The following is a 22,761-nucleotide window of genomic DNA, read 5'->3' as shown; positions in this document are numbered from 1 at the left end:
CCTAGGCCAACAGGGGCTGGCATGTGGGGCAGAAGTAGATGTCCCGTTCCTCGTCGCCGTTCAGCTTGCCCAGCACCCCGCGCCGGATGGGTGTTCCGCACTTGAGGCAGGCCTGGTGTTCCCTGCGGTACACCCAGTAGCCGGGCCGCCCCGCCATCCTGCCCACCGGCAGGCCCCTGGCGTTGAGGATGGTGACCCGGCGGCCGGGGCCCAGGTTGACTTCCAGGAGCTGCTTGGCGTCGGTCATGAGGGTCCGCAGGTCCGCCACCGAGGACACCGGCGAGGCGGGGTGCACCCCGGAGAGGAAGCACGCCTCGCACCGGTAGATGTTGCCGATCCCGGCAAGGTTCCGCTGGTCCAGGAGGGCCACGCCCACGGGGACGTCCGGGGCGGAGCGGATCCGCCGTTCTGCTTCGTCCGGGTCCCAGTCCGGGCCCAGCAGGTCCGGGCCCAGGAATCCCACGATGGAATCCTCGCTTGCGGTGGCCACCACTTCCACGATGCCCAGCGAGAATCCGACGGCGTCCGCAGCCGCGGTCCGCAGCACGCAACGGGCCGTGTAGCCTGGTTTCCGCCACTTCCCCCCGGGCGGGTAGACCTGCCAGGTCCCTTCCATCTTCAGGTGGGAATGGATGGTGAGCCTCTTGTCGTCCGGTCCCACCACGCGCATCAGCAGGTGCTTGCCGCGCGCGACTACCTCGGCCACGGTCCAGCCGGCAAGGTTCAGCGTGGCGAAGCGCGGAACGCGGAAATCGGAGCCAAGCAGTGTCTGCCCTGCCAGTGCCTGGTGCAGCTGGTTGGCTGCACGCCAGACGGAGTCGCCCTCAGGCACGGATCCTCAGCCCCTTCGGGGTGGAGTAGGCGCCGGCGGAGCTGAGGGCTGCAGCCACCGGGGTGTCCAGGATGCCGTGGCCGTTGACCTTCTCCATGATGAGTTTGTCCACGGCCCCGCGGGTCACCACGCCCACCAGGGCTGCGCCTGCCGCCGCCAGCACGGCATCATCGCCGCTGAAAGCCAGCAGGGTCTTCCCGCCCCTCTCCACGTACAGGACCAGCGCCCCATCCACCAGCACCACCAGGGCGCCGGCTTTCCGCCCCGGACGGTGCCCGGTGCCGGCGTCGTCCTGGAGGGCGGGCCAGGGGAGGGCTGCACCGTACGGGTTGGCCGGGTCCGTGGCGGCCAGGGCAAGGGCAACCGGCTCGGGCTTGGCGAGCTGGCTGTCCTCTGAGTACGAGCGCAGCCGGTCAACAGTGGCAGGAACGGCGAATTGGGCCGCGCCCAGGTGCTCAATGAAGTAGCCGCGGCGGCAGCGCCCTGCCTCCTCCAGCCTGGCCAGGACTTTGTACATCAGGCCGAAGCCGCCCAGGATCTGTTCCGCCATCACGGATCCCCTGGTGACCACCCCGTAGCGGTCCAGCAGGAGTTCGGCAGTGGCGCGGGCGTGGATGGTGGCGTCCAGCTCCGGCTGCGGAAGGGCGGACCAGCGGCCGGCAGCCATCGGGGGAGTTGCGGCCGCCCCGGCCAAGGCGCCATAACGCCCGCCCGCCAGTCCCGGCGAGCCCACGAGCCCGCTTCCGTGGGAACGGCCCAGCCTGCTGAGCCGCGGAGCCCTGGCCCGCGGTGCCCGTGCCACCTGCCGATGCGCTGTATGTCCACCGGCAATCAGGGCGCGGACCGGGGCGAAGGTGTCCCCGGTGATCCGGCCTGCCCAGGCCAGGTCCCAGAGCGTCGCGACCACTTCCTGGTCGCTGAGCACGGAGTCCATGCCGCCGGCGACGTCCGTCAGTTGCCGGAAGAAGTAGCCGCCGCCGTTGTTCCGCAGGTGGTCCAGCAGCCGCTGCTGGGCATCACCGGGTTCGTACTCGACTGCGGGGCTCAGGGTCAGTTCCGCGGAGTCGGCGAGGTGAAGGCTGATCCAGCCGTCATTCCCGGGCAGGGCGCCTGCGCCGGACCAAAGGATTTCCCCGGCGGCCATGAGCTCGTCCAGCATGGCCGGCTGGTAGTTGGACACCCTGCTGGCGAGGATGAGCGGCTCCCACGCGGATGCCGGAACAGGAATTCCGGAGAGCTGGTCAACGGCCGTGATGATGCCGTCCAGGCCCCGCAGCGAGGGCTGGCCGCGGCCGCCGCCTGGCGTGCGGACATGCTGCCAGGCGGGGAGGAAGCGCCCGTAGGCTGCCGCGTCCACTGGTTCCACTTCCGCGCGGAGGGCCGCCAGCGAACGACGGCGGAGCTTCCGCAGGACCTCGGCGTCGCACCATTCGCTGACGGCAGCATGGAGGGGCACGTGCGGCGAGGGGCCGTCTCCTGCCGGCTGGGGGCCCGGTTCCACCACACCAGGTTCCACACCATCGGCGGGAGCGGCTTCGCCGCCGACCCTGCCCTCCCGGGTGGCTTGCGGCTGTGCGGCATGCGGCCGGAACTCGCCCTCCACCACGCGCCCGTCCGCGGCCAGGCGCTTCAGGGCCGTGCTGACGACTGCCACACCCAGGCCCAGCCGCGCTGCGGCCTCGGCGGCGGTGAAGGGTCCATGCGTGCGGGCGTAGCGCGAAACAAGGTCGCCGAGGGGGTCCGCCACGGGCTCGATGAAGGCGAGCGGGACGCCCATGGGCAGCGGAACGCCAATGGCGTCGCGGAGCCGCGCGGCGTCTTCAACGGCGGCAAAGCGTTCCACGCCGCCGATGTTTACCTTGATGGCGCGGTTGGCCCGCTGCAGGGCGGTGAGGTGGGCGGCGGCTTCTGCGGGTTGGGCGTGCCCGGTGTGGATGGGCTCTGTGTTGGTGGGCCCGGTGTCGGTGGGCCCGGTGTTGGTGGGCTCGGTTTCGGCAGGCTCAACCACCGGTGCAGGCTCAACCGCCGCGGCAGGTTCCAGCCGGGCGGCTACTTCCTCCGGTGCTAGGGGGCCAAGGAGCCGCAGCAGGTCGGCGACGCCCTCCATTCCCCGCACCCGCCGGTCCTGGGCCAGCCGCTGGAGCTCGCGCTCGGTGGCCTCGATGACCTTGGGATCCAGCAGTTCGCGAAGTTCCACCCGCCCCAGCAGCTCGTTGAGGAGCGTGGAGTCCAGGGCGAGTGCGGCAGCCCGGCGCTCAGCCAGCGGGGAGTCGCCCTCGTAGAGGAACTGTGCCACGTACCCGAACAGGAGGGACTTGGCGAACGGCGACGGCTGGGAGGTGGTGGTCTGGACAATCCTCAGCTCGCGCCGCTCCACCGACGCCGCGATGTCCTTCAAAGCGGGAAGGTCATAAACGTCCTGCAGGCATTCACGGACGGTTTCCAGCACGATGGGGAAGGTCGGGTACTTCCGTGCAACATCGAGCAGCTGCGCGGAGCGCTGCCGCTGCTGCCACAGTGGCTGCCGCTTGCCGGGAGTCTGCCGCGGCAGCAGCAGGGCACGGGCGGCACACTCCCGGAACCGCGACGCGAAGAGCGCGCTGCCGCCCACCTCTGCGGTGACGATCTGTTCCAGCTCCTCGGGGTCGAACAGGAACAGCTCCGCTCCCGGCGGCTCATCCTCCATCATGGGCACCCGAAGCACGATCCCGTCGTCGGCGGCCATGGCGGAGCCGTCCATTCCATAGCGCTGGTGGAGCCGCTGCCCGACGGCGAGGGCCCAGGGCGCGTGCACGGGCATGCCGAAGGGGCTGTGCAGGATCACCCGCCAGTCGCCCAGCTCGTCATGGAACCGCTCCACCACCAGCGTGGTGTCGTTCGGTACAACCTCGGTGGCCAGTTTCTGCTCTTTGAGGTACTGGATCAGGTTGTTTGCCGCGAAGGCATCCAGGCCGCTTGCCTCGCAGCGCTCGGTGGCAGGGCCGACGTCGGAGGCTGACAGTTCGCGGACGAACGCGCCGAGGGCGCGCCCCAGGTCCACGGGCCGGCCCAGGGAATCGCCCTTCCAGAAGGGAAGCTTGCCCGGCTGGCCAAAGGCCGGGGAGACAAGCACTCGGTCGTGCGTGATGTCCTCGATTTTCCAGCTCGTCGCGCCCAGGGCAAAGACGTCCCCCACCCGGGACTCGTACACCATTTCCTCGTCCAGCTCGCCGACGCGCCGTCCTCCCTTTGGCGCGGGCGCCGGCTTGCCGTCAGCGGAAGGGGATGCGGCACCTTCCACTTCGGTGCCGATGATGTACACGCCGAAGAGGCCACGGTCCGGGATGGTTCCGCCGGAGGTCACGGCCAGGCGCTGAGCCCCCGGCCTGCCCTCGATGGTGCCTTCGTTGCGGTCCCAGATGATCCTGGGACGAAGCTCGGCGAACTCGTCCGACGGGTAGCGGCCGGCCAGCAGGTCAAGGGTGGCTTCGAAGGCGGAGCGGGGGAGGGACGCGAAAGGGGCGGAGCGCCGCACGGTGGCGAACCATTCCTCAACGTCGATGCTGCCGAGGGCGGCGGCAGCGACGGTCTGCTGGGCCAGGATGTCCAGGGGATTGGCGGGGATGCTGAGGCGCTCGATCTTGCCTGCCAGCATCCGCTCCACGGTGATGGCTGTGTGGACGAGGTCGGCACGGTGCTTTGGGAAGAGGACACCCTGGGAGACTTCGCCCACCTGGTGGCCGGCGCGGCCCACCCGCTGCAGGCCGCTGGCAACGGACGGCGGCGATTCCACCTGCACCACCAGGTCCACGGCACCCATGTCGATGCCCAGTTCCAGGGACGAGGTGGCCACCACGCACCGCAGCCGCCCGGACTTCAGGTCGTCCTCAATGAGCGCACGCTGGTCCTTGGAAACCGAGCCGTGGTGCGCGCGCGCCAGCACCGGATCCGCGCCCGCCGAGCTTCCCGCCTGCGCCATCATGTGCGCGGGCGTGGCCGTGGAGGCGGGAATCCCTGACGCCGGTTGGGAGCCCGGATCATCCCAGCCGCCGCCCACGGCCACCAGCTGCCGCTCAGCGTAAATCTCGTTGAGCCGTGCCGTGAGCCGCTCGGACAGCCGGCGGGAGTTGGCAAAGACGATCGTGGACTGGTTGGCGAGTACCAGGTCCACGATCTTTTCTTCCACATGCGGCCAGATGGATGCCTGCGGCTGCAGTCCGGAGGCCGGGCCCGAGTCAAAGGCGCCGGCAGCGCCCTGGAGGTCGGACATGTCCTCCACGGGAACGGAGACTGTGAGGTCCCAGTTCTTCTTGGCGGGCGGGGCCACGATTTCCACCGGTGCCGACCCTGCGAGGAACTGCGCCACGAGCTCCTTGGGTTCCACCGTGGCGGACAGGCCGATGCGCTGCGCCGGCTTGGGCAGCAAGGCATCCAGCCGTTCGAGTGAGACGGCCAGGTGGGCGCCGCGTTTAGTCCCGGCCACCGCGTGGACTTCATCGATGATGACGGTGTCCACTTCGGCCAGCGTTTCCCGTGCCCTGGAGGTCAGCATCAGGAACAGCGATTCCGGGGTGGTGATGAGGATGTCCGGCGGGCTGGTCAGCAGCGTCCGGCGGTCCGCGGCAGTAGTATCCCCCGAGCGCACGCCCACGGTGGTCAGCGGTGCCGGCAGGCCGAGCCGCTTGGCGGTCTGGGTGATGCCGATCAGCGGCGAGCGGAGGTTCCGTTCGACGTCCACGCCAAGGGCTTTCAGCGGCGAGATGTAGAGGACTCGGGTCTTGCGCTTGGGGGCCCGTATCCGCTTGCCTTTGGCGGGGGCCTTTTCGCCCGTGGCAGCGGCAGCGCCGGATGCGGCGGCATGGCGCTCGGCAGCCTCCGTTTCTTCGGTGGAGGCGATGAGCAGCCGGTCCAGCGCCCAGAGGAAAGCGGCAAGGGTCTTACCCGAACCGGTAGGAGCCACCACCAGGGCGTGCGAACCTGAGGAAATCGCCCGCCACGCGCCCTCCTGTGCGGGCGTCGGCCCTGAGAAGGCGCCGAGGAACCAGTCCCTGGTGGGCCGGCTGAACTGTGCCATGGCGGCGGCGCCGCCGGCATTCCCGCCGGCAGTCCCGCCATTGGTGTTTCCAGTTTGGGGGCCCTGTTCCTGGATCATGCCTCCATCATGCCCCAAGCCACCGACACTGATGCCGGCCGTGCTCCGGCCTTGCCGCAGGCCTCCCCGATGCCTGGCTCAAGCCTTTCCTGCGGCCGGAAGGTCCTTGGTGGCGGGCCCTTCCAGGAGCTTTCCGTCGCTGCTGAAACGGGAGCCGTGCAGTGGGCAGTCCCACGTCAGCTCGCTGTCATTCCAGTGCAGGATCCCGCCGAGGTGGGTGCAGACGGCGGACAGCCTGCACGTGGTGCCGGCAACGGTGGACACGGCCACTGGTTTGGGTCCCTCGCGGTAAACCTTGCCCTCGCCTTCGGCCGGAACCACCGGCGCGGGCTCAGCAGGCTGGCTTTTGTCCCTCCGCAGGCCCTGGGCAGCCACCTGTCCCCAGCCGGAGGCCAGCTTGGCTGCTACTCCCGCATTTAGGGCGACGGCGGACAGGGCGCCGGAGGGTGCGGTAACGCGGTGGTGGATGGTGTTCGCCCATGGCACGTTCCCGCCCAGGATGTCAGCGGAAATTCCGACGGCGGCGGCCACCGCGTTGGTCATGCCCCACTTGTTGTAGCCGGTACCGAAGTAGATATGGCCTTTGCCGCGGGGGAACTTGCCGAAGAAGGGCATGAGGTTGGTTGGCAGGTAATCCTGCGCGGACCAGGTATGGGTGGCAACCGCGCCGGGGTAATGCCGCACGGCCCAGTCGAGGAGGCTGCCCAGGTGGTGTTTCTCGGACCTGGCCCTGCCCACATGGTGTCCGTGCCCGCCCACCAGCAGCAGCCGCCGGCCGTCCGCCTCATAGTCCCGCAGCGAATGGGTGGGTTGTTCCACTGAGAGGTACATTCCCGGTGGAGGCGCCTGGTCCTCCTGCAGCTGCAGCGCCGCCGCGTAGGAGCGGCTGGGTGTGAGCTTGGCGAAGTACAGGCCGCGGTCCAGCACCGGGATGCCGGTGGCCAGCACCACCTGGTTGGCGGTGACGTTGCCCTGGGCTGTGTGGACCGTGGCGGGTCCGGCGCCCGTGACGTCCCGGAGCCGCACGCCGCCCACGACCGATCCGCCCCGGCTGCGGAGGTCGGACACCAGGACGTCCAGCACCTCCATCGGGTTGATCTGTGCCTGGTCCGCCAGGCGCACGGCGCCGTGAACGGCAAACGGCAGTCCGGCGTCGCGCACGTATTCCATGTCCAGCCCGGCGGTGGTGCCGGCACTGACCTCTTCGCGGAGCTTTTCCGTGCCCTGGGGGGACGCGGCGTAGGTATAGGCGTCCCTCCGCTGGTACGGCACTCCGTTCTCGTCGAGGTAGCGCAGGAGCCAGGCCTGGCCTTCGCGGTTGCCGTCCACATATGCCTGCACCTGCTTCTGCGAGTACTGGCGGGCGAGCTGTGACAGGAAGGTCCCCTGGAGCAGGGACACTTTGGCGGTGGTGTTTCCTGTGGTGACTGCGCCGGGGTACCTGGCCTCCAGGACGAGCACTTTCTGCCCCGAACGGGCCAGGAGGAGTGCCGTGACGAGGCCGGTGAGTCCGGCGCCTGCCACCACGGTGTCATAGCTGCTTCCGGGTTCGAACGGGTCCGTTGTGAAAGTGTCCGCCCGATCCAACCAAATCGACGTCATGCCTGCTCAGCCTGCCTTTTGCTCCAGGTCCTGGTGGGCCATTTGTGATGGGTCTGTTATGAATCCCAATCTGTTTACTAAGTATACTTATGATGTCGGGGTTTAAGTCTATGGTCAGGCGGCAGCCACGGTGTGAACATAACGGCAAACAGGAGAGATCATGACCAGCATGAGTTCCGACGGTCGCGCGGTGGACCGGACCAACATTCAAAAGACAGCCCTTGCGGTGGGTGCAGTCTTCTTCTTAGTGGGCCTCCTGGGGTTCATTCCAGGCGTCACCACCAACTACCAGGCCCTGGGTTTCGCCGGACATGGTTCGGAAGCGCTGCTGCTGGGGATTTTCCAGGTGTCGGTGCTGCACAACATCGTCCACGTGCTCTTCGGCGCGGCCGGCATCGCGATGGCCCGCAGCGCCGTGCAGTCCAGGAATTACCTGGTGGGCGGCGGTGCCATCTACCTGGTCCTCTGGATCTACGGCCTGCTGATCGGCAAGGACACCGCTGCGAACTTTGTCCCGGTGAACACCGCGGACGACTGGCTGCACTTCGTCCTTGGCGTGGCAATGGTTGGCCTGGGAGTCGCCCTGTCACGGGGTACCGCCCGCGCGGGACGCCCCACCACTGCCACCAGGTAAGCACCACGCACGTCAGCAACCACGCACGTCAGTAACCACGCACGTCAGCAACACAGCACAGACAGCTGCAGGCGGCCCGGCACTCGCCGGACCGCCTGCAGCTTTCCTTGGACTGTTTCCGGGGGGAAGGTCAGGCCGGCTGGAACGGCCCGATGGTCAGCAGCGTGATTCCGGCATTGCTGCAGGCGCGCGTGGGCTGGGCCAGGAACAGGGAGTCGGTGTCCTCGGGCGGGTAGATCCGGTAGCCGGCGGCGTCCACCATGGCGCAGTCCGGGTAGTTTCCGGCCTGGGTGTAGCGCAGCACGGCGGAGCCGGTCTGGCCGGGTGCCAGGAGGACGTCGGCCGGTGCGGTGGTTTCATCGCGGGTGGCGGGCGCGCCGATGGGGGCACCGGCGCCATCCGCTGCCAGGGAGACGCCGGCAAAGCCCTGGAGGATGCACGGTTCTGCGCCGGTGTTGGTGAGGTTGAGCTTCATGTAGACACTGCCGGCGGCCCCGCCCCCCGACGCATCGGTAGCAGCCGTAAGCCCTGCCGCCTTGCAGCGGGCAGGTGTACCCGGCGCCGCGGTCTCTGAGCCGGTGGGCGTGCCGGACGACGACGGCGGTGCCGACGTCGTGGGAGCAGCGGACGTTGCGTCCGGGCTGGCTGAGCTGGTGCCTGCCGGCGGAGTCGTCTGTGCCTGCGACTGGCCCGGACTGCAGGCACTAAGCATCAATGCCGCCGACGCGGCAGCCGTGGAAATGACCAACCCCTGGAAAATTCGCTGAGACCTCATGGCACCACCTTCGCCGCAGCAGGAGCCCGCGTCAACGACGCCACGAGGCCGCACGGCATTTTGATGCCCGGATCGTGATGATCCGGGCATCAAGGCGGACTACTTGCGCCGTGCAGCGCTCCGGACGAACGCCGCGCCGCCCAGCACCAGCCCGCCGACCCCCGCCGCCAGGCCCGCCCAGCTGCGCGCGTCGGCACCGCCATCTGCACGTGCCGCTGCGCCGCCGTCGGCGACTGCTGCGGCATGTTCTGTTCCGGGGCCGCCGGCGCCGGCTGCCCCGGTGATGGTGACCGACGGCGCGGGAGCCTTCAGGGAGTGCGGGTCCTGGCCGTCCTTCGGGATCTCGGACCAGTCGGTCTGCCCCGCCTCGCAGGTCTGGAGGGTGGGGAAATACAGCGTTGTTCCCGCCGCATCGGGGAGTTTTACGGAAAGGACCAGAGTGTCCCGAAGCTGGTGTTCCAGGGGTGCTTTGGCTGTGTAGACCACCTGGCTGGTCCGCTTGGTGATTGAGGAGCCGTCGGCGAGCTTCCTGGGCTCGGCGAGCTGCTCGGTCACCTTCTCCGCCGTCCAGTTGGGGTTGACGGTGGGCTGGGCATCGTTCAGCTCCGCAGGGAGCGTGATGGCCACCTTGGTGGTACCCGATCCGTCGCAGCCGTGGGGGACCGCGAAGGTGAGCAGGGCGTAGGAGTTGGCCGAGGTCTTGTCCGGCGTTACGCCGACATGTGCGGCGGCACCGCCCGCGGCCGCCAGCAGGAGCATGGCAGCACCTCCGGTTGCGGCGGAAGTTTTCAGGGCACGGCGAAGGAATGGGGTGTTCATGGGTTGCCTTTCTGGCGCACGCCGGAACGGCCGGGGTGCGTAGGTTTTCGGGGTCCGCGCCGGAAGGATCCGGCGGGGTCAGGAGGAAAGCGCGACGGCGGAAGGCGGGCCGCGCCGGCTGTCCTGCCGAAGGTTGCGCCAGGGACGCAGCGGCACGGCGAAAGGTGCGAAAGGAAACAAAGGCGCGGCGCCGCCGTCGCACGCTGCCGGCCGGGGGAGCGCCACGAGGGGCCGAAGCCAGGCAGCAAGCGCCCACAGTGCGTCCTCGCCCTTGGCGAGAAGGAGCGCGGACCCCAGCGTCGCCAGGATGTGGGCCGCAAGCATCAGCGGGCCGGCCGCTGCCCCGGCCCCCGAGATGTGGTCCAGCGGCAGCGCAGCGGTTCCGGCCAGGTGGCTGCCGTGAGCTGCCGTGGCGCCGGATTCGGCGGCGGCTGCGGGGATGCTGAAGGCACCAAAGACCTCATGCAGCGTCAGCTGCCCGGCACCCAGGAGCGCCATGACGGCGGGGAAACCCAACCGCAGGCGGGCGGCTGTGGTGCTGCCGAGTGCAGTCAATGCCAGCACTGCCAGCATGACGGTGGGGGCCGGCAACGCGCCGCCGCCCGCCAGGTGTGCTCCGGCGGCAAGGGTCAGGATGGCGGTCGCCATGGCTGAAGACCGGAGGAAGTGGAAGGGGACGCGGGTACGAAGCGCATCCACGGATGGTCCCCTTCCGGCCTGAAGTCAGTCGTACAAATTGTATCCGGGGCCTGCCCGCGCCTGTGGCGGCAGGGGAGGTGCAGCCCTGAGCGGCGGCCATGTACCGCCTCTTCAGGGCCGGGTTAGACTGCCTGCGTAACTGTTGGCGATGTTGAGGAGAAGTTCATGGACTACACCGGAAGCCAGTCAGAAAAGGTTGTTCCCGCTGGTGAACTTGGCCGCAGCCACATTGGCCAGACGATCAGCTTCCAGCCCAACGAGTTCACCATCGTCTTTGGAAAGCTCGCGGGAATCGCCCGCACGGAGGCGATGGTCTACCTGTCCCTGACGGGGGTCGGAAACGGCACGCACCTGAAGGATGAATACGACCTGCCGCTTACCCACGACGTTTATGTGCCCGTGGACGTCATCACGAACGCTGAGTCCACCATCAAGGACCTTTTCGGCAAGGTGCAGGAAAACCTGCGCGGCGCGGGCCACAAGGGCGAGGACAAGACGGACCGGCTGTAGCAGGCAGCCGGGATCAGGCCCGAGCAGGCCCCGTGGAGGCCCGCACCGTAAGGTGCGTGGGCATCACGGCAAGCTGCCGGCTCGAGCGGCCTGGAACAGGATTCAGCTGGGAAAGCAGCATGGATACAGCCACCCGGCCGGCCTGCTCGATTGGGCTGGAAATGGTGGTCAGCGGGGGGTTGCAGAAATCTGCGCCGAAGATGTCATCCGAGCCGACGATGCTGATGTCCTCCGGTACGCGGATTCCGCGCTCGCGAAGCCGTTGGAGCATTCCGATGGCAAGAAGGTCATTGAACACGATGCACGCCGTGGCGCCGGTGCGCACGGCCGCGTCTGCCGCGGCTGCGCCCGAGGTTGTTTTGGGCGTGTAGGGGCCAATGCGGTGGGTTTCCATGCCGCGTTTGGATGATTCCTCCTCGAAGACCTTCCACCGTGCCCGGTTGGACCAGGATGTTGGCGGGCCGCTGACGTAGCAGACGCGGTGGTGGCCCAGGGACGCCAGGTGCTCCAGGGCCTGGATGATCGCGGAGGGCGTGTCGATGACAACCGTTGGAGCGCTGGTGGACGCCCGGTTGATTGTCACCAGCGGCTGGGTCTCGGAGACCTCGGCCAGTTGCGCATCAGTCAAACGGGAGGCTGCAAGGATGAACCCGTCAGCAGACCGCCGCATTTTGTGGAGCGCTTCAAGCTCCATTTCATTGGACTCCTCGGTATCTACCAGCAACTGCGTATACCCCGCAGCCTTGAGCTGGTGCTGGGTGCCCCGGATGATGTCGAAGTAGAACGGGTTGGTAATGTCCGGCACCAGGACGGCGACGGCGTTGGTGCGCCCTGAACTGAGTCCCTGTGCCTGTGAGCTGGGCACGTAGTTCAGCTGAGCGGCCGCTGCTTCGATGCGTTCCCTGGTGTGGCGGTTGACCCGGTCCGGCTTGGAGAGGGCCCGCGAAACCGTTGATGTGGCCACCCCCGCGAGTTGGGCGACGTCCCGGATTGTTGGGAGTTTTTCCGCGCCCGCGCGGCCCTCCGGTGCCCCCTCCGTGCGAGCTCCCGGCGTTGTTGCAGTCATTGGCCCAATCCTTTCGTGCCGAGAAGGCGCCCGGTCCTTCATCCGCGGTGGAGTGGCCGTACCTCAATGGAAACATCTTTTGGCAACTTTTGGCAACCGCTTGCCGCATGTGTTGCCGCTCCCTAGACTGGGTTTCGAATCGCCTGCAGTGATGTGCGCCACTTGACGTTGTGGCCATGTGGGTGTCCAAGAGGAGAAAACAATGAGGTTTAAATCGTCTTCCGGGCTCGCGGCTATCGTTACGGCTGCGGCATTGGCATTGACCGGCTGCGGCGGCGGCTCCGGCACTACTGATTCGTCCACCAGCGCGGACGGAAAGGTGGACGGAACGGGCAAGACCCTCAACGTCCTCGTCGGTGTCTTGAGCCAATACCCGGAACAGCAGAAGCAGTGGCAGAGCGACATCGCGGCAAAATTCAAGGCTGAAACCGGCGCCGACGTGAAGTTCGAGACCTTTGCCTCGGCCAACGATGAACTGACCCGCATCCAGACCTCAGTGGTATCGGGGCAGGGCCCGGACATCTACGGACTGGGCACCACCTTCACGCCGACTGCCTTCGCCACCAAGGCATTTGTCACCCTGTCCGACGACGACTGGAAGAAGGTGGGAGGCAAGGAACGGTTCAACAAGGCTGCCCTGGGGATCTCCGGGCCGGACGAGGAGCACCAGGCCGGCATTCCGTTCGTCAGCCGCCCCTTCGTGATGGCGTACAACAAGGAACTGCTGGCCGCCGCCGGAATCGAAAAGCCGGCCACTTCGTGGGATGAGCTTGCGGAGCAGGCGAAGAAGATGACCAAGGACGGCACCTACGGCCTGGCCACCGGCTACAAGGACAATTACGACCCCTGGAAGTTCATCTGGGCGATGTCCGTCCAGGCCGGCAACCCGATCGTGGACGGCAACAAACTCAAGCTCGACGACCCCACCGTCAAGAAGGCCTACGAAACCTACTTCGGCTGGCTGACCGAGGACAAGATCGTTGACCCGGCTTCCGTGGGTTGGAGCAACAGCAACGCAGTCGCGGCCTTTGCCAGCGGCAAGGCCGGTTACCTGATGATGACCACCTCAAGCTCCCTTCCCACCCTTGAGAAGTCGGCCGTTGCGGGCAAGTACGAGTACGCACTGATGCCCACAACGCCTCCGGGCGAGTCCAGCTCCAAGAACGAGGACGCAGCGAGCATCCTGTCCGGCGACAACCTCGTGGTAGCGGACTACTCGAAGCAGAAGGACCTGGCCTTCGCGTACATCAAACTCATCACCTCAAAAGAGGAACAGCTGAACTACCAGAAGATCTTCGGCGACCTGCCGGCCAACGCCGAGGCCCTGGAGGAGCTGGGCGGAAATGCGAAGCTCAAGCCCATCACCGACGCAGCCGCGAAGTCCAAGGCGACGCCGTTCACCGGAGCCTGGGGCGACATCCAGCTGGGCCTGCTGAACGTCACGGTCCAGTCCGTCCCTGACCTTGCCGCCGGCAAGGTGGACAGTTCTGCCCTTGAAGCACGGATCAAGGACTCCCAGAGCAAGGGCCAGGCCTCCCTGGACCGGGCCTCCAAAGGATAAATTGTGATGTCAACTGACGCATCCAACGAAGTCCGGCTTGCGGCGGAGTCCGCCGCAAGCCGGGCGGCCCGCTCAGCCGCTGACACCGCCGGCGCAGAGCCGGGCGGGCAGAAGAGCCCGCGCCGCAAAGGCCTCAGCGAACGAAACCGCCCACTGTGGATGCTGATCCCGGGCGGGGTACTGATGATCATCATCATCGTCGTGCCGCTGTTGCTGGGCATCTTCATGTCCACCCTCAACCTGGACCAGTACACACTCCGCAAGTGGATCAGTTCGCCCTTCATCGGCGTCGAAAACTTCGTCGAAGCACTGACGTCTTCACCCCTCCTCCACGCCACCTGGTTGAGCGTCAGCTACTCGCTGCTGGCAATGGTCGTGACCCTTCCGCTGGGCATAGCTGCCGCCGTCGCCACACAGAACGCGTTCAAGGGGCGGGCCGTGATCCGGTCCATCTTCCTGATCCCCTACGTGCTTCCGTCGTTCGTGGTGGCGACCGTCTGGCGCACCATGTTCCAGCCGGACGGCATCGTGGACAAGGCCTTGGGGACTGTCGGCATCGAGGCCGGCCTGTGGCTGAACGGGCCGCAGACCTTCTGGACGCTGGTCCTGGTCCAGATTTGGGCCTCCTGGCCCTTCATCTACCTGCTCGCACTCTCCGGGCTGCAGTCCGTGGACCATGAGGTCCATGAGGCCTCAGCCCTGGACGGCGCACTGTGGTGGAACAAACTGCGCTACGTCATTTTCCCCTACCTCAAGGGGCCGCTCTCGCTCGCTTTCCTGATCGGCATGCTGCACCACATCAACAACTTCACGCTTCCCTATGTCCTCTTTGGAGTTCCGGCCCCGGCCGACGTGGAAGTGCTCCCGATCCTTACGTACGTCACCAGCTTCCAAAGCTTCCGTTTCGGGCTGAGCGCTGCCATGGCTTTCGTTTCCCTGGTTTTGATCGCCATTCCGCTGTTTGTCTACCTGCGCGCCGTCAAGCTCGACGACGCCGAGTCACCTGGAGCCAAGAAATGAGCATCTCCACTGCCACCCGGCGGAGTCAGGCCACCGCGGACATTCCACGTCCGGGATCGAAGAAACAGCACGAAGTCCTGCGGCTGCTCCCGGGGCCTTTGCTCACCATCATTCTCGTGTTCCTCGGTGCCCTCGTCCTGATCCCCGTTTTCTACATCTTCCTTGCGTCCGTTAACTCGGACATCGGCGTGGCCAACGGAGAGTTCTGGCCGTCAAGCTTCACCCTGGAGAACTACTCGAAGATCTGGACCAGCGTGGGACTGGCCACCGGACTTGCCAACAGCGTCCTCGTGGCAGGCGCAACAGCCGTTGTTTCGGCAGCGTTGTCCGTCTCAACCGCGTTCGTCCTGGTCCGCTACAGCTTCCGGGGCCGCCTCACCATCCTGCGCGGCCTCCTTGCACTGCAGTCGGTGCCGGGAACCCTGATGGTGCTGCCCGTGTTCGTCCTGTTCTCTTCGGCCGCCACCTACTTGGGAATCCAGGTCATCGGAACCCAGTGGGGACTCTTTGTCACCTACCTGACGTTCGCCATGCCGTTCTCCACCTGGGTCATGGTGACCTACCTGCGCGGGCTTCCCCGGGAACTTGAGGAAGCAGCCAGGATCGACGGCGCCAGCAACGTGGGTGTCCTGTTCAGGATCATCCTGCCGCTGAGCTGGCCCGGCATCGTGGTTTCCGGCATCTTCGCCTTCCTGCTCGGCTGGAACGACGTCCTGTTCGCTTCCGTCATGACCCGGCCCGAAAGCCAGACCGCGGCTGTGGCACTGCAGATCTTCGGTGCGTCCCAGGAAGGCGGCGCCATCCCGTTCTACGGCCAGATGATGGCTGCGGCCCTGGTATGTGCCGCTCCCGTGGTCATTCTTTACCTGATTTTCCAGCGTTATCTAGTGGGCGGACTTACCGCCGGAGGAGTTAAGTAACCATGGTTCCAGCCACCCAGGTCTCGTGGGCCCTGTCCGGATTCGGCGACGAAATCGACGACGACCCCGCGGTGCAGATCGCGGTGCTGCAGGCACTCGGTGCCAGTTACATCGAAGTGCGCAGCGCGTGGGGCACCAACATCGTGGACCTGTCCGACGACCAGCTCGCGGCACTCGCGGGGCTGCTCAAGGAAAAGGGCATGCAGGTTTCCGCGATTGCCTCGCCGATCGGCAAGGTGGACGTCAGCCTCCCCGTTGAACACGAAGTGGAGCGGCTGCGGCGGGCAGCCAATGCCGCCAAAGTCCTGGGTGCCAAGTACATCCGGATCTTCTCCTTCTACTACGGCGAATCCGTTCCGGTGGACAGCATCCGTGACGCGGTCATCGAGCGGATGAGGGCGCTCGCCGCTGTTGCCGAGGAAGAGGGCGTGGTCCTGCTGCACGAAAATGAAAAAGACATTTTCGGGGACGTTCCGGACCGCGTGCTGGACATCATCGAAAGCGTGAACTCACCGGCGCTGAAAGTGGCGTGGGACGCAGCCAACTTCGTGCAGGTGGGCGTGAAGCCCTTTGACGAGGCCTACGCGAAGCTGCGCCCGCACCTGGAATACCTCCAGGTCAAGGACGCCCTGTTCTCCAACGGACATGTGGTCCCCGCAGGCGAAGGCGACGGCGACCTGCTGCGCACCGTTGAAGCGCTGAAGGCTGACGGTTTCACCGGCTTCGCCTCCCTGGAGCCGCATCTTGCCGGGGCCCACGGCCTTGGCGGATTCTCCGGTCCCACGGCCTTCGGTATTGCTGCCCGGGCCTTTGCAAAAGTCACAGCGGAAGCAGGAGTGCAGACAGTATGAGTGAGACGTTGAAGGTTGCCATCACGGGTTGCGGCGTCATTGGCAGGACCCACGCGGTTGCCCTGCAGGAGTTCCCCGGCGCCAGCATTGTGGCGCTGGTGGATGCGGTCCCGGACGCCGCTGTTGCCCTTGCGGACTTCATCGAAAAGAGCGGACGTCCCAGGCCCTCCGTGCACGCGTCCCTTGCGGACGCCTTTGCCGCCGCAGACATCGACCTGGTGGCGCTGGCCACCCCCAGCGGCCTGCACATCCAGCAGGGCCTCGAAGTCCTGGCTGCCGGGAAGCACGTTGTCATCGAAAAGCCCCTCGACGTGGACCTGAGCCGCGCCCAGGAGATCGAGGCGGCAGCGAATGAAGCCGCACGCCGCGGGGTAGTCGCTTCCGTCATCAGCCAGCACCGCTTTGACCAGGCCAGCGTTGCGGTTGCCGATGCCGTGGCAAAAGGCCGGTTCGGCCGGCTGACGTCCGCCATCGCTTCTGTTGCCTGGTGGCGCGGGCAGGGCTATTACGATTCCGGTGACTGGCGCGGCACCTGGTCAATGGACGGCGGTGGCGCCTTGATGAACCAGGGCGTCCACACGGTTGACCTGCTGCTGTGGTTCATGGGCCGCCCGGTTGAGATCCACGCGCACACGGCCCGCCTGGCACACGAACGCATCGAGGTGGAGGACACCGCCGTAGCTACCGTGACGTTCGAAAACGGCGGCCTGGCAGTTCTGCATGCCACCACCGCCGCATACCCGGGCCTGACAGTGCGGGTACAGCTGATGGGCTCCGAAGGCTCCGCAGTGGTGGACAACGACCAGCTGCACTACTTCCACGCCAAGGACGCCGGCGGCCCTTCGGCGGACATGGGGCTTCAGGGCGGCGGCAACCAGGCCCGGGAAGAACTCGCCAAGTACCCGGCAGAGGATTACGAGGCCAAGGACCCCACGGTGTACCCGGCCGGACACATCCGCCAGTACCGCGACATCCTCGGGGCCATCACCGAGGGCCGCCAGCCGGGGGTCACGGTGAGCGATGCAGTCAATGCCCTGGCCGCCGTGCGTGCCGTCTATGTGTCCGCCACGCTCAACCAGGCGGTCCTCTTCGACGACGTCCTGGCCGGCAAGTACAACGACCTGGAGGTCCGCACGGGCTCCACTGCGACAGAAAGCGCCTGAAGCCATGAAATTTTCAGTATTTACAGCCTCCACGCCGGACTGGACCCACGAGGAAGCCGTGAGCCACCTTTCGGGCCAGGGCTGGGACGGCATCGAGTGGCGGATCACGGACCAGGCGGAGGCGCCCGAGCCAGGTTTCTGGGCCGGCAACAAAGCGACGATCCCGCTCACCGGACTCGAAGACAACCTTGGGCGGGTGGCAACCATTACCCGCGACGCCGGGCTGGAGTTCTCCGGAATCGGCGGCTATGCGCGCTGTGACAACCACGACGACGTCGAGCGCATGCTGGCAGCTACGGCCGCCTTGGGCGCGGGCCAGGTCCGCGTCACTACGCTTCCGTTGGGAACGGCGGCGTGGGGTAACGAAGGACCGAGCGGGATTCCTTATCCTGCCCTGTTTGAGGCAGCCCGCCGTGACTTCGAGTGGGTGGCTGAACGGGCCGCCCACCATGGCGTCAAGGCACTGGTGGAACTGCACCACCGCACCATTACCGCATCCGCGTCCTCGGCGCGGCGCCTGCTGGAGGGCCTCGACCCCCGGCACGTGGGGGTCATCCACGACCTCGGCAACCTGCTGATCGAAGGCCAGGAAGACTACCTTCCGGCCTTCGAACTGCTGGGCGAATACCTGGCACACATCCATGTCAAGAACGCCGTCTGGGTCCGCCAGGACGCAACGGACGAATCAGGTGCCGCCGTGTTCAGCAACGAATGGGCACCGCTGCAGTCCGGACAGGGAAGCGTCCTCGAATACTTCAAGGCGCTCGCGGCCCATGGCTATGACGGGTGGGTCACGGTGGAAGACTTCTCCACGGAGTTGCCCCTTGCCGAACGTACTGCCGGCAATCTCGACTACCTGCGGCGTACAGCGGCCCTCGCCGGGCTCACCGCAGGGGCCGGGGCGCGTTGACGCCATGGCACATTCAATGGCAGCCCACCCCGACCGGCTCCTGCCCGCAGACCCCGGCGTTCGGGAGATTGCCCGTTCGCTCTACAGCCTGGTGGCCGGCCTCCCGATCATCTCCCCGCACGGACACGTTGATGCCGCCGTCATCGAACAGAACCTGCCCTTTCCGGATCCCGCCGCGCTCCTGGTCACCCCGGACCACTATGTGACCCGCTTGATCCATGCCGGCGGCGTCCCAATGGACCAGCTGGGCCTTGGCGGCTCCGCTGCAGGCTCCCGGCAGGTCTGGCGCAACTTCTGTGCCGCGTGGCCGCAATTTGAGGGTACGGCCTCGGGGTACTGGATCCGGCAGGAATTCGAGCACGTGTTCGGTTTGCATGAGGAGCCCACCGCCGAAAACGCCGACAGGATCTACGACGCGATCTCGGCCAAGCTTGCCGAACCAGGCTTCAGGCCCCGGCAGCTGTTCAAGGAATTCAACATCGAGGTGCTGGCCACCACCGACGATCCGTTGGACACGCTGGACAGCCATGCAGCCCTGGCCAAGGACCCGTCCTTCGCCAGCCGCGTCCTGCCCACCTTCAGGCCGGACCAGTACCTCAACATTGCCCACCCGGCCTGGCAGGACAATGTGGAGCGTCTCATCGCCTCCGGTGGAGGCGGTTCGGGATACGCCGGCTACATCAGCGCGCTGGAATCACGGCGGCGCCACTTCGTCGAAAACGGGGCGGTGTCCGCCGACCACGGCGTCCGTACGCCGGCCACCCTTAAGCTGGACCGCTCCGACGCGGAACGGCTGTTCGAACGGGCGCGTGCGGGGAACGCGACCCCGGAGGACCGCGACGCGTTCGAAGCCCACATGATCTACGAGATGGCACGGATGTCCGTGGAGGACGGGCTGGTCATGACCATCCACCCGGGTTCGTACCGCAACCACCACGGGCCTACGTTCGAATCATTTGGCGCGGACACGGGCCACGATATTCCGTTCGCGATCAACTACACCGAGGCCATCCGGCCCCTGCTCCAGGACTTCGGCACGGCCAAGGACTTCCACCTGGTGCTGTTCACCCTGGACGAGACCGTGTTCTCGCGGGAGCTGGCGCCGCTGGCGGGGTTCTACCCGTCCGTCTACATCGGCGCCCCGTGGTGGTTCCTGGATGCGCCGGATGCGATGCTGCGGTTCCGGTCCGCCGTCACGGAAACTGCCGGTTTCTCGCGCTCCTCGGGATTCATCGACGACACACGGGCTTTCTGCTCCATCCCGGCACGCCACGACACGTCACGCCGGATCGAGTCGGCCTTCCTGGCACGCCTGGTAGCCGAGCACCGCATCAGCGAAGAGCGCGCCCGCGAACTGATCGTGGACATCGTTGACGGTTCGCCGAGGAGGGTCTTCAAGCTGTGAGCATTGCACTGCCACCACAACCAGGGTCCGCCGCCGGGGACCTTCCGCAGTTGAACCGCCGCCTGCACCAGCTACCCAAGGCGCCAGTGCGGATTGTCCACCTTGGCCTGGGCGCCTTCCACCGCTCCCACCAGGCCTGGTACACGCAGCAGGCGTCCGATGCCCCGGACTGGGGCATCGCAGCCTTCACCGGCCGTCGTCCCGATGCTGCTCTGGCCCTCGCTGAGCAGGACGGCCTGTTCACCCTGGTGGAACGTGCTGACGACGGCGACTCCTACACCGTCGTCGGCAGCATTGTGGAGGCCGTGGACGGCGCCGACGTGCAGCGCCTGGCGGATCTGGTGGCCGCCCCCGGTACCGCCGTCATCACCCTGACGATCACGGAAGCCGCCTACGGCATCGGTTCCGGCGGCCGGCTGGACCTCACCGCGCCCGGCGTAGCTGCCGACCTTGCCGTGCTCTCCTCCGGCAAGGGCCAACCGACGACGCCGCTGGGCCGCCTCGTGTTCGCCCTCGCCGCCCGCCGGGCTGCTTCTGCGGGACCGCTCGCTGTGGTCTGCTGCGACAATCTCGCCAACAACGGCACCATTGCACACCATGCCGTCACGGGCATGGCCGAGGCCTGGGATGCCGACCTGGCCGGATGGATCGATGCCAACGTCAGCTTCGTCAGCACCTCGGTGGACCGGATAACACCGCGCACCACTGACGCCGACATCGCGGCCGTCCAGGCCGCCTGCGGGTATCGCGACACCTCTCCGGTGGTGGCCGAGCCCTTCGCCAACTGGGTGCTCAGCGGGGACTTTCCCGCCGGGCGTCCGCACTGGGAAGATGCCGGCGCGGTGTTCGTTGACCACATCGAACCCTATGAGAACCGTAAGCTCTGGCTCCTGAACGGGGCGCACTCCCTGCTCGCCTACGCCGGCCAGCTCCGCGGCCATACCACCGTCGCGGAGGCCTTGGCGGACCCGCGCTGCCTGCAGGCCGTGGAGAGCTTTTGGAACGAGGCGGAAACCAACCTCACGGAACAGGAGGGTGACGGGGTCGACCTGCAGATCCCGGCCTACCGCGCGGCCCTGCTGGCGCGGTTCCGCAATGCCCGGATTGCCCACCACCTGGCGCAGATCGCAATGGACGGCAGCACCAAGCTGCGCATGCGTGCCGTCCCCGTTTTGCAGGCGGAGCGTGCCGCGGGACGCTCGGGCGCAGCCGCCGCGCTGATGATCGCTGCGTGGATGGACTACACGGCCGGCGGCGCGGTCCAGGATCCGCTCGCGGGCGAGGTTGCCGCAGCCAACTCACTCCGGGGCAGGGAGCGGATCCGTGCCCTCCTGTCCTTGGTGGATCCTGCCCTCGCCGGGGACGCCGGCGCAGTGGACCTGGTTGAGGGCCTCTGCGGGACGTTTGAGCCGAGGACTGTCCCGCGGTAGTTGTGCAAGCACGCACATCTGCCCGGTTCCCGGAGAGATTCGGGGACTGGGCCGTTGTCGCCGCCCCGCCGCCGCGGAACCTGGCGCCGCGGATGCCGCGGCCGCCAAACAGCCGGCAACCACCGGCTGAGCCCCTGCCAATCCACCAAGTACCGCTCCATCGATTAAGAAAGCCTGGATCTGTTGTGAAAATCATTGCTGCCGATGTGTTTGTGACCAGTCCCTCCCGTAACTTCGTGACGCTGCGGGTCACCACGGAGGATGGTGTGACGGGTATTGGGGATGCCACGCTGAACGGGCGGGAGCTTGCGGTCGCCGCGTATTTGAAGGAGCATGTGGCGCAGTTGCTGATCGGGAAGGATCCGCACCGGATCGAGGATACGTGGCAGTTCCTGTACCGGTCCGCGTACTGGCGCCGGGGTCCGGTGACGATGGCGGCGATCGCGGCGGTGGATATGGCGTTGTGGGATATCAAGGGCAAGGTGGCCGGGATGCCGGTGTACCAGTTGCTGGGCGGGGCGTCGCGGAACGGGTTGCGGGCGTACGGGCACGCGTCGGGCGCGGATTTGCCGTCGTTGTTTGATTCGGTGCGGGAGCATCTGGAGCTGGGGTACAAGTCGATCCGGATCCAGACGGCGGTTCCCGGGATTAAGGCCGTGTACGGGGTGGCGGCGCAGGCGCAGGCTTCGGGGGAGCGGTATGACTACGAGCCGGCCGGGCGGGGTGCGTTTCCGGTGGAGGAGGACTGGGACACCCGTGCGTACCTGCGGCACCTGCCCACGGTGTTTGAGGCGGTGCGGAATGAGTTCGGTCCGGAGATCCCGTTGCTGCATGACGGGCATCACCGGATGACGCCGATCCAGGCGGCGAAGCTGGGCAAGGCGCTGGAGCCGTATGACCTGTTCTGGTTGGAGGACTGCACCCCGGCGGAGAACCAGGAGGGCCTGCGCCTGGTCCGGCAGCACACCACCACGCCGTTGGCGATCGGGGAGATCTTCAATACCGTGTATGACTTCCAGACCCTTATCAAGGAACAGCTGATTGATTACGTCCGGGCGGCGTCCACGCACTTCGGGGGATCTCCCCGTTGAAGAAGGTGATGGATTTCGCGGCGCAGTACCAGATCAAGTCCGGTTTCCACGGGCCCACGGACATTTCCCCGGTGGGCTTCGCGGCGCAGCTGCACGTGGGCCTGGCGATCCATAATTACGGGATCCAGGAGTACATGCAGCATTCGGACAAGACCAACGAGGTGTTCGAGCAGTCCATGACGTTCGTGGACGGCTATCTCCACCCCGGGGACAAGCCCGGCATCGGCGTCGAGTTCAACGAAGAAGCCGCAGCCGCCTACCCCTACCAGCAGGCCTACCTGCCCTACAACCGCCTCATCGACGGAACGGTCCACGACTGGTGACCACGTACCACCCCGAAAC

At 66.7% G+C, this 22,761-nt stretch carries 17 protein-coding genes and 2 pseudogenes; 12 read left to right on the top strand and 7 right to left on the bottom strand.

The genetic code is table 11. The features are described 5' to 3' along the window. Nucleotide 1 precedes the first annotated feature (1 nt). The 3 genes from GK109_RS06705 to GK109_RS06695 form a co-directional block, all read right to left on the bottom strand. A complete protein-coding gene (locus tag GK109_RS06705) occupies nucleotides 2-832 on the bottom strand; it encodes a DNA-formamidopyrimidine glycosylase family protein (RefSeq protein ID WP_321215305.1) in 831 nt (276 codons plus the stop codon). Further along, a complete protein-coding gene (locus GK109_RS06700) occupies nucleotides 825-5,885 on the bottom strand; it encodes a DEAD/DEAH box helicase (RefSeq protein WP_157242716.1) in 5,061 nt (1,686 codons plus the stop codon). The genes GK109_RS06705 and GK109_RS06700 overlap by 8 nt, the downstream gene beginning before the upstream one ends. Before the next feature lie 156 nt (nucleotides 5,886-6,041). Beyond that, nucleotides 6,042-7,565, bottom strand: a complete 1,524-nt coding sequence (locus GK109_RS06695) for an FAD-dependent oxidoreductase (protein WP_157239221.1) — start codon at nucleotides 7,563-7,565, stop codon at nucleotides 6,042-6,044. Nucleotides 7,566-7,725: 160 nt separating this feature from the next. On the opposite strand from GK109_RS06695, the gene GK109_RS06690 reads away from it, so the two are divergent. Further along, a complete protein-coding gene (locus tag GK109_RS06690) occupies nucleotides 7,726-8,199 on the top strand; it encodes a DUF4383 domain-containing protein (protein WP_197432425.1) in 474 nt (157 codons plus the stop codon). A 130-nt stretch (nucleotides 8,200-8,329) separates the two neighbouring features. Here GK109_RS06690 and GK109_RS22345 read toward each other — a convergent pair. Beyond that, nucleotides 8,330-8,680 (bottom strand): annotated as a pseudogene (locus tag GK109_RS22345) (DUF4232 domain-containing protein); the annotation flags it as partial. Nucleotides 8,681-8,735: 55 nt separating this feature from the next. Here GK109_RS22345 and GK109_RS22340 point away from each other — a divergent pair. Further along, entirely contained in the window at nucleotides 8,736-8,966 is a 231-nt protein-coding gene (locus GK109_RS22340; RefSeq protein ID WP_370460799.1) for a hypothetical protein, read from the top strand. Between the two features lie 107 nt (nucleotides 8,967-9,073). Here GK109_RS22340 and GK109_RS06680 read toward each other — a convergent pair whose 3' ends face one another. Continuing rightward, the gene (locus tag GK109_RS06680; protein WP_157239217.1) at nucleotides 9,074-9,793 is read right to left on the bottom strand and encodes a YcnI family protein; all 720 of its coding nucleotides are present in this window, start codon (nucleotides 9,791-9,793) and stop codon (nucleotides 9,074-9,076) included. A gap of 78 nt (nucleotides 9,794-9,871) precedes the next feature. Then, nucleotides 9,872-10,492: a hypothetical protein gene (locus GK109_RS06675; protein ID WP_370460443.1), complete on the bottom strand. Its 621-nt coding sequence runs from the start codon at nucleotides 10,490-10,492 to the stop codon at nucleotides 9,872-9,874. A 165-nt stretch (nucleotides 10,493-10,657) separates the two neighbouring features. On the opposite strand from GK109_RS06675, the gene GK109_RS06670 reads away from it, so the two are divergent. Continuing rightward, entirely contained in the window at nucleotides 10,658-11,002 is a 345-nt protein-coding gene (locus GK109_RS06670) for a hypothetical protein (RefSeq protein ID WP_157239215.1), read from the top strand. A 13-nt stretch (nucleotides 11,003-11,015) separates the two neighbouring features. On the opposite strand, the gene GK109_RS06665 is transcribed toward GK109_RS06670, so the two are convergent. Beyond that, nucleotides 11,016-12,068 carry a LacI family DNA-binding transcriptional regulator gene (locus tag GK109_RS06665; RefSeq protein ID WP_157239213.1) on the bottom strand — a complete coding sequence of 351 codons (1,053 nt, stop codon included), beginning with the start codon at nucleotides 12,066-12,068 and terminating at the stop codon, nucleotides 11,016-11,018. A gap of 202 nt (nucleotides 12,069-12,270) precedes the next feature. Here GK109_RS06665 and GK109_RS06660 point away from each other — a divergent pair, with 202 nt between their 5' ends. From GK109_RS06660 to manD, 9 genes and pseudogenes are all read left to right on the top strand, one after another. After that, complete coding sequence (locus GK109_RS06660) at nucleotides 12,271-13,629, top strand: ABC transporter substrate-binding protein (protein ID WP_197432423.1); 1,359 nt, start codon at nucleotides 12,271-12,273, stop codon at nucleotides 13,627-13,629. 6 nt (nucleotides 13,630-13,635) lie between these two features. After that, nucleotides 13,636-14,649 (top strand): carbohydrate ABC transporter permease, encoded by a 1,014-nt coding sequence (locus tag GK109_RS06655; protein WP_157239211.1) that lies wholly within the window; start codon nucleotides 13,636-13,638, stop codon nucleotides 14,647-14,649. Then, nucleotides 14,646-15,569 (top strand): carbohydrate ABC transporter permease, encoded by a 924-nt coding sequence (locus GK109_RS06650; RefSeq protein WP_157239209.1) that lies wholly within the window; start codon nucleotides 14,646-14,648, stop codon nucleotides 15,567-15,569. Before GK109_RS06655 ends, GK109_RS06650 begins: the two co-directional genes overlap by 4 nt. 2 nt (nucleotides 15,570-15,571) lie before the next feature. After that, nucleotides 15,572-16,420, top strand: coding sequence for a sugar phosphate isomerase/epimerase (locus tag GK109_RS06645; RefSeq protein ID WP_157239207.1), 849 nt, complete (start codon nucleotides 15,572-15,574; stop codon nucleotides 16,418-16,420). Then, nucleotides 16,417-17,583 carry a Gfo/Idh/MocA family protein gene (locus GK109_RS06640; protein WP_157239205.1) on the top strand — a complete coding sequence of 389 codons (1,167 nt, stop codon included), beginning with the start codon at nucleotides 16,417-16,419 and terminating at the stop codon, nucleotides 17,581-17,583. Before GK109_RS06645 ends, GK109_RS06640 begins: the two co-directional genes overlap by 4 nt. A 4-nt stretch (nucleotides 17,584-17,587) precedes the next feature. Continuing rightward, nucleotides 17,588-18,493: a sugar phosphate isomerase/epimerase gene (locus tag GK109_RS06635; protein ID WP_157239203.1), complete on the top strand. Its 906-nt coding sequence runs from the start codon at nucleotides 17,588-17,590 to the stop codon at nucleotides 18,491-18,493. A 4-nt stretch (nucleotides 18,494-18,497) separates the two neighbouring features. Next, nucleotides 18,498-19,898: a glucuronate isomerase gene (gene uxaC, locus GK109_RS06630; RefSeq protein WP_157239202.1), complete on the top strand. Its 1,401-nt coding sequence runs from the start codon at nucleotides 18,498-18,500 to the stop codon at nucleotides 19,896-19,898. Continuing rightward, nucleotides 19,895-21,328: a mannitol dehydrogenase family protein gene (locus GK109_RS06625; RefSeq protein ID WP_370460442.1), complete on the top strand. Its 1,434-nt coding sequence runs from the start codon at nucleotides 19,895-19,897 to the stop codon at nucleotides 21,326-21,328. The genes uxaC and GK109_RS06625 overlap by 4 nt, the downstream gene beginning before the upstream one ends. A gap of 185 nt (nucleotides 21,329-21,513) precedes the next feature. Continuing rightward, nucleotides 21,514-22,742: pseudogene (manD, locus tag GK109_RS06620) on the top strand (D-mannonate dehydratase ManD). Nucleotides 22,743-22,761: the final 19 nt, after the last annotated feature.

Source organism: Pseudarthrobacter sp. GA104 (assembly GCF_009741265.1).
Lineage (GTDB): Bacteria > Actinomycetota > Actinomycetes > Actinomycetales > Micrococcaceae > Arthrobacter.
This window is presented reverse-complemented; position numbering and strand designations above follow the sequence as displayed.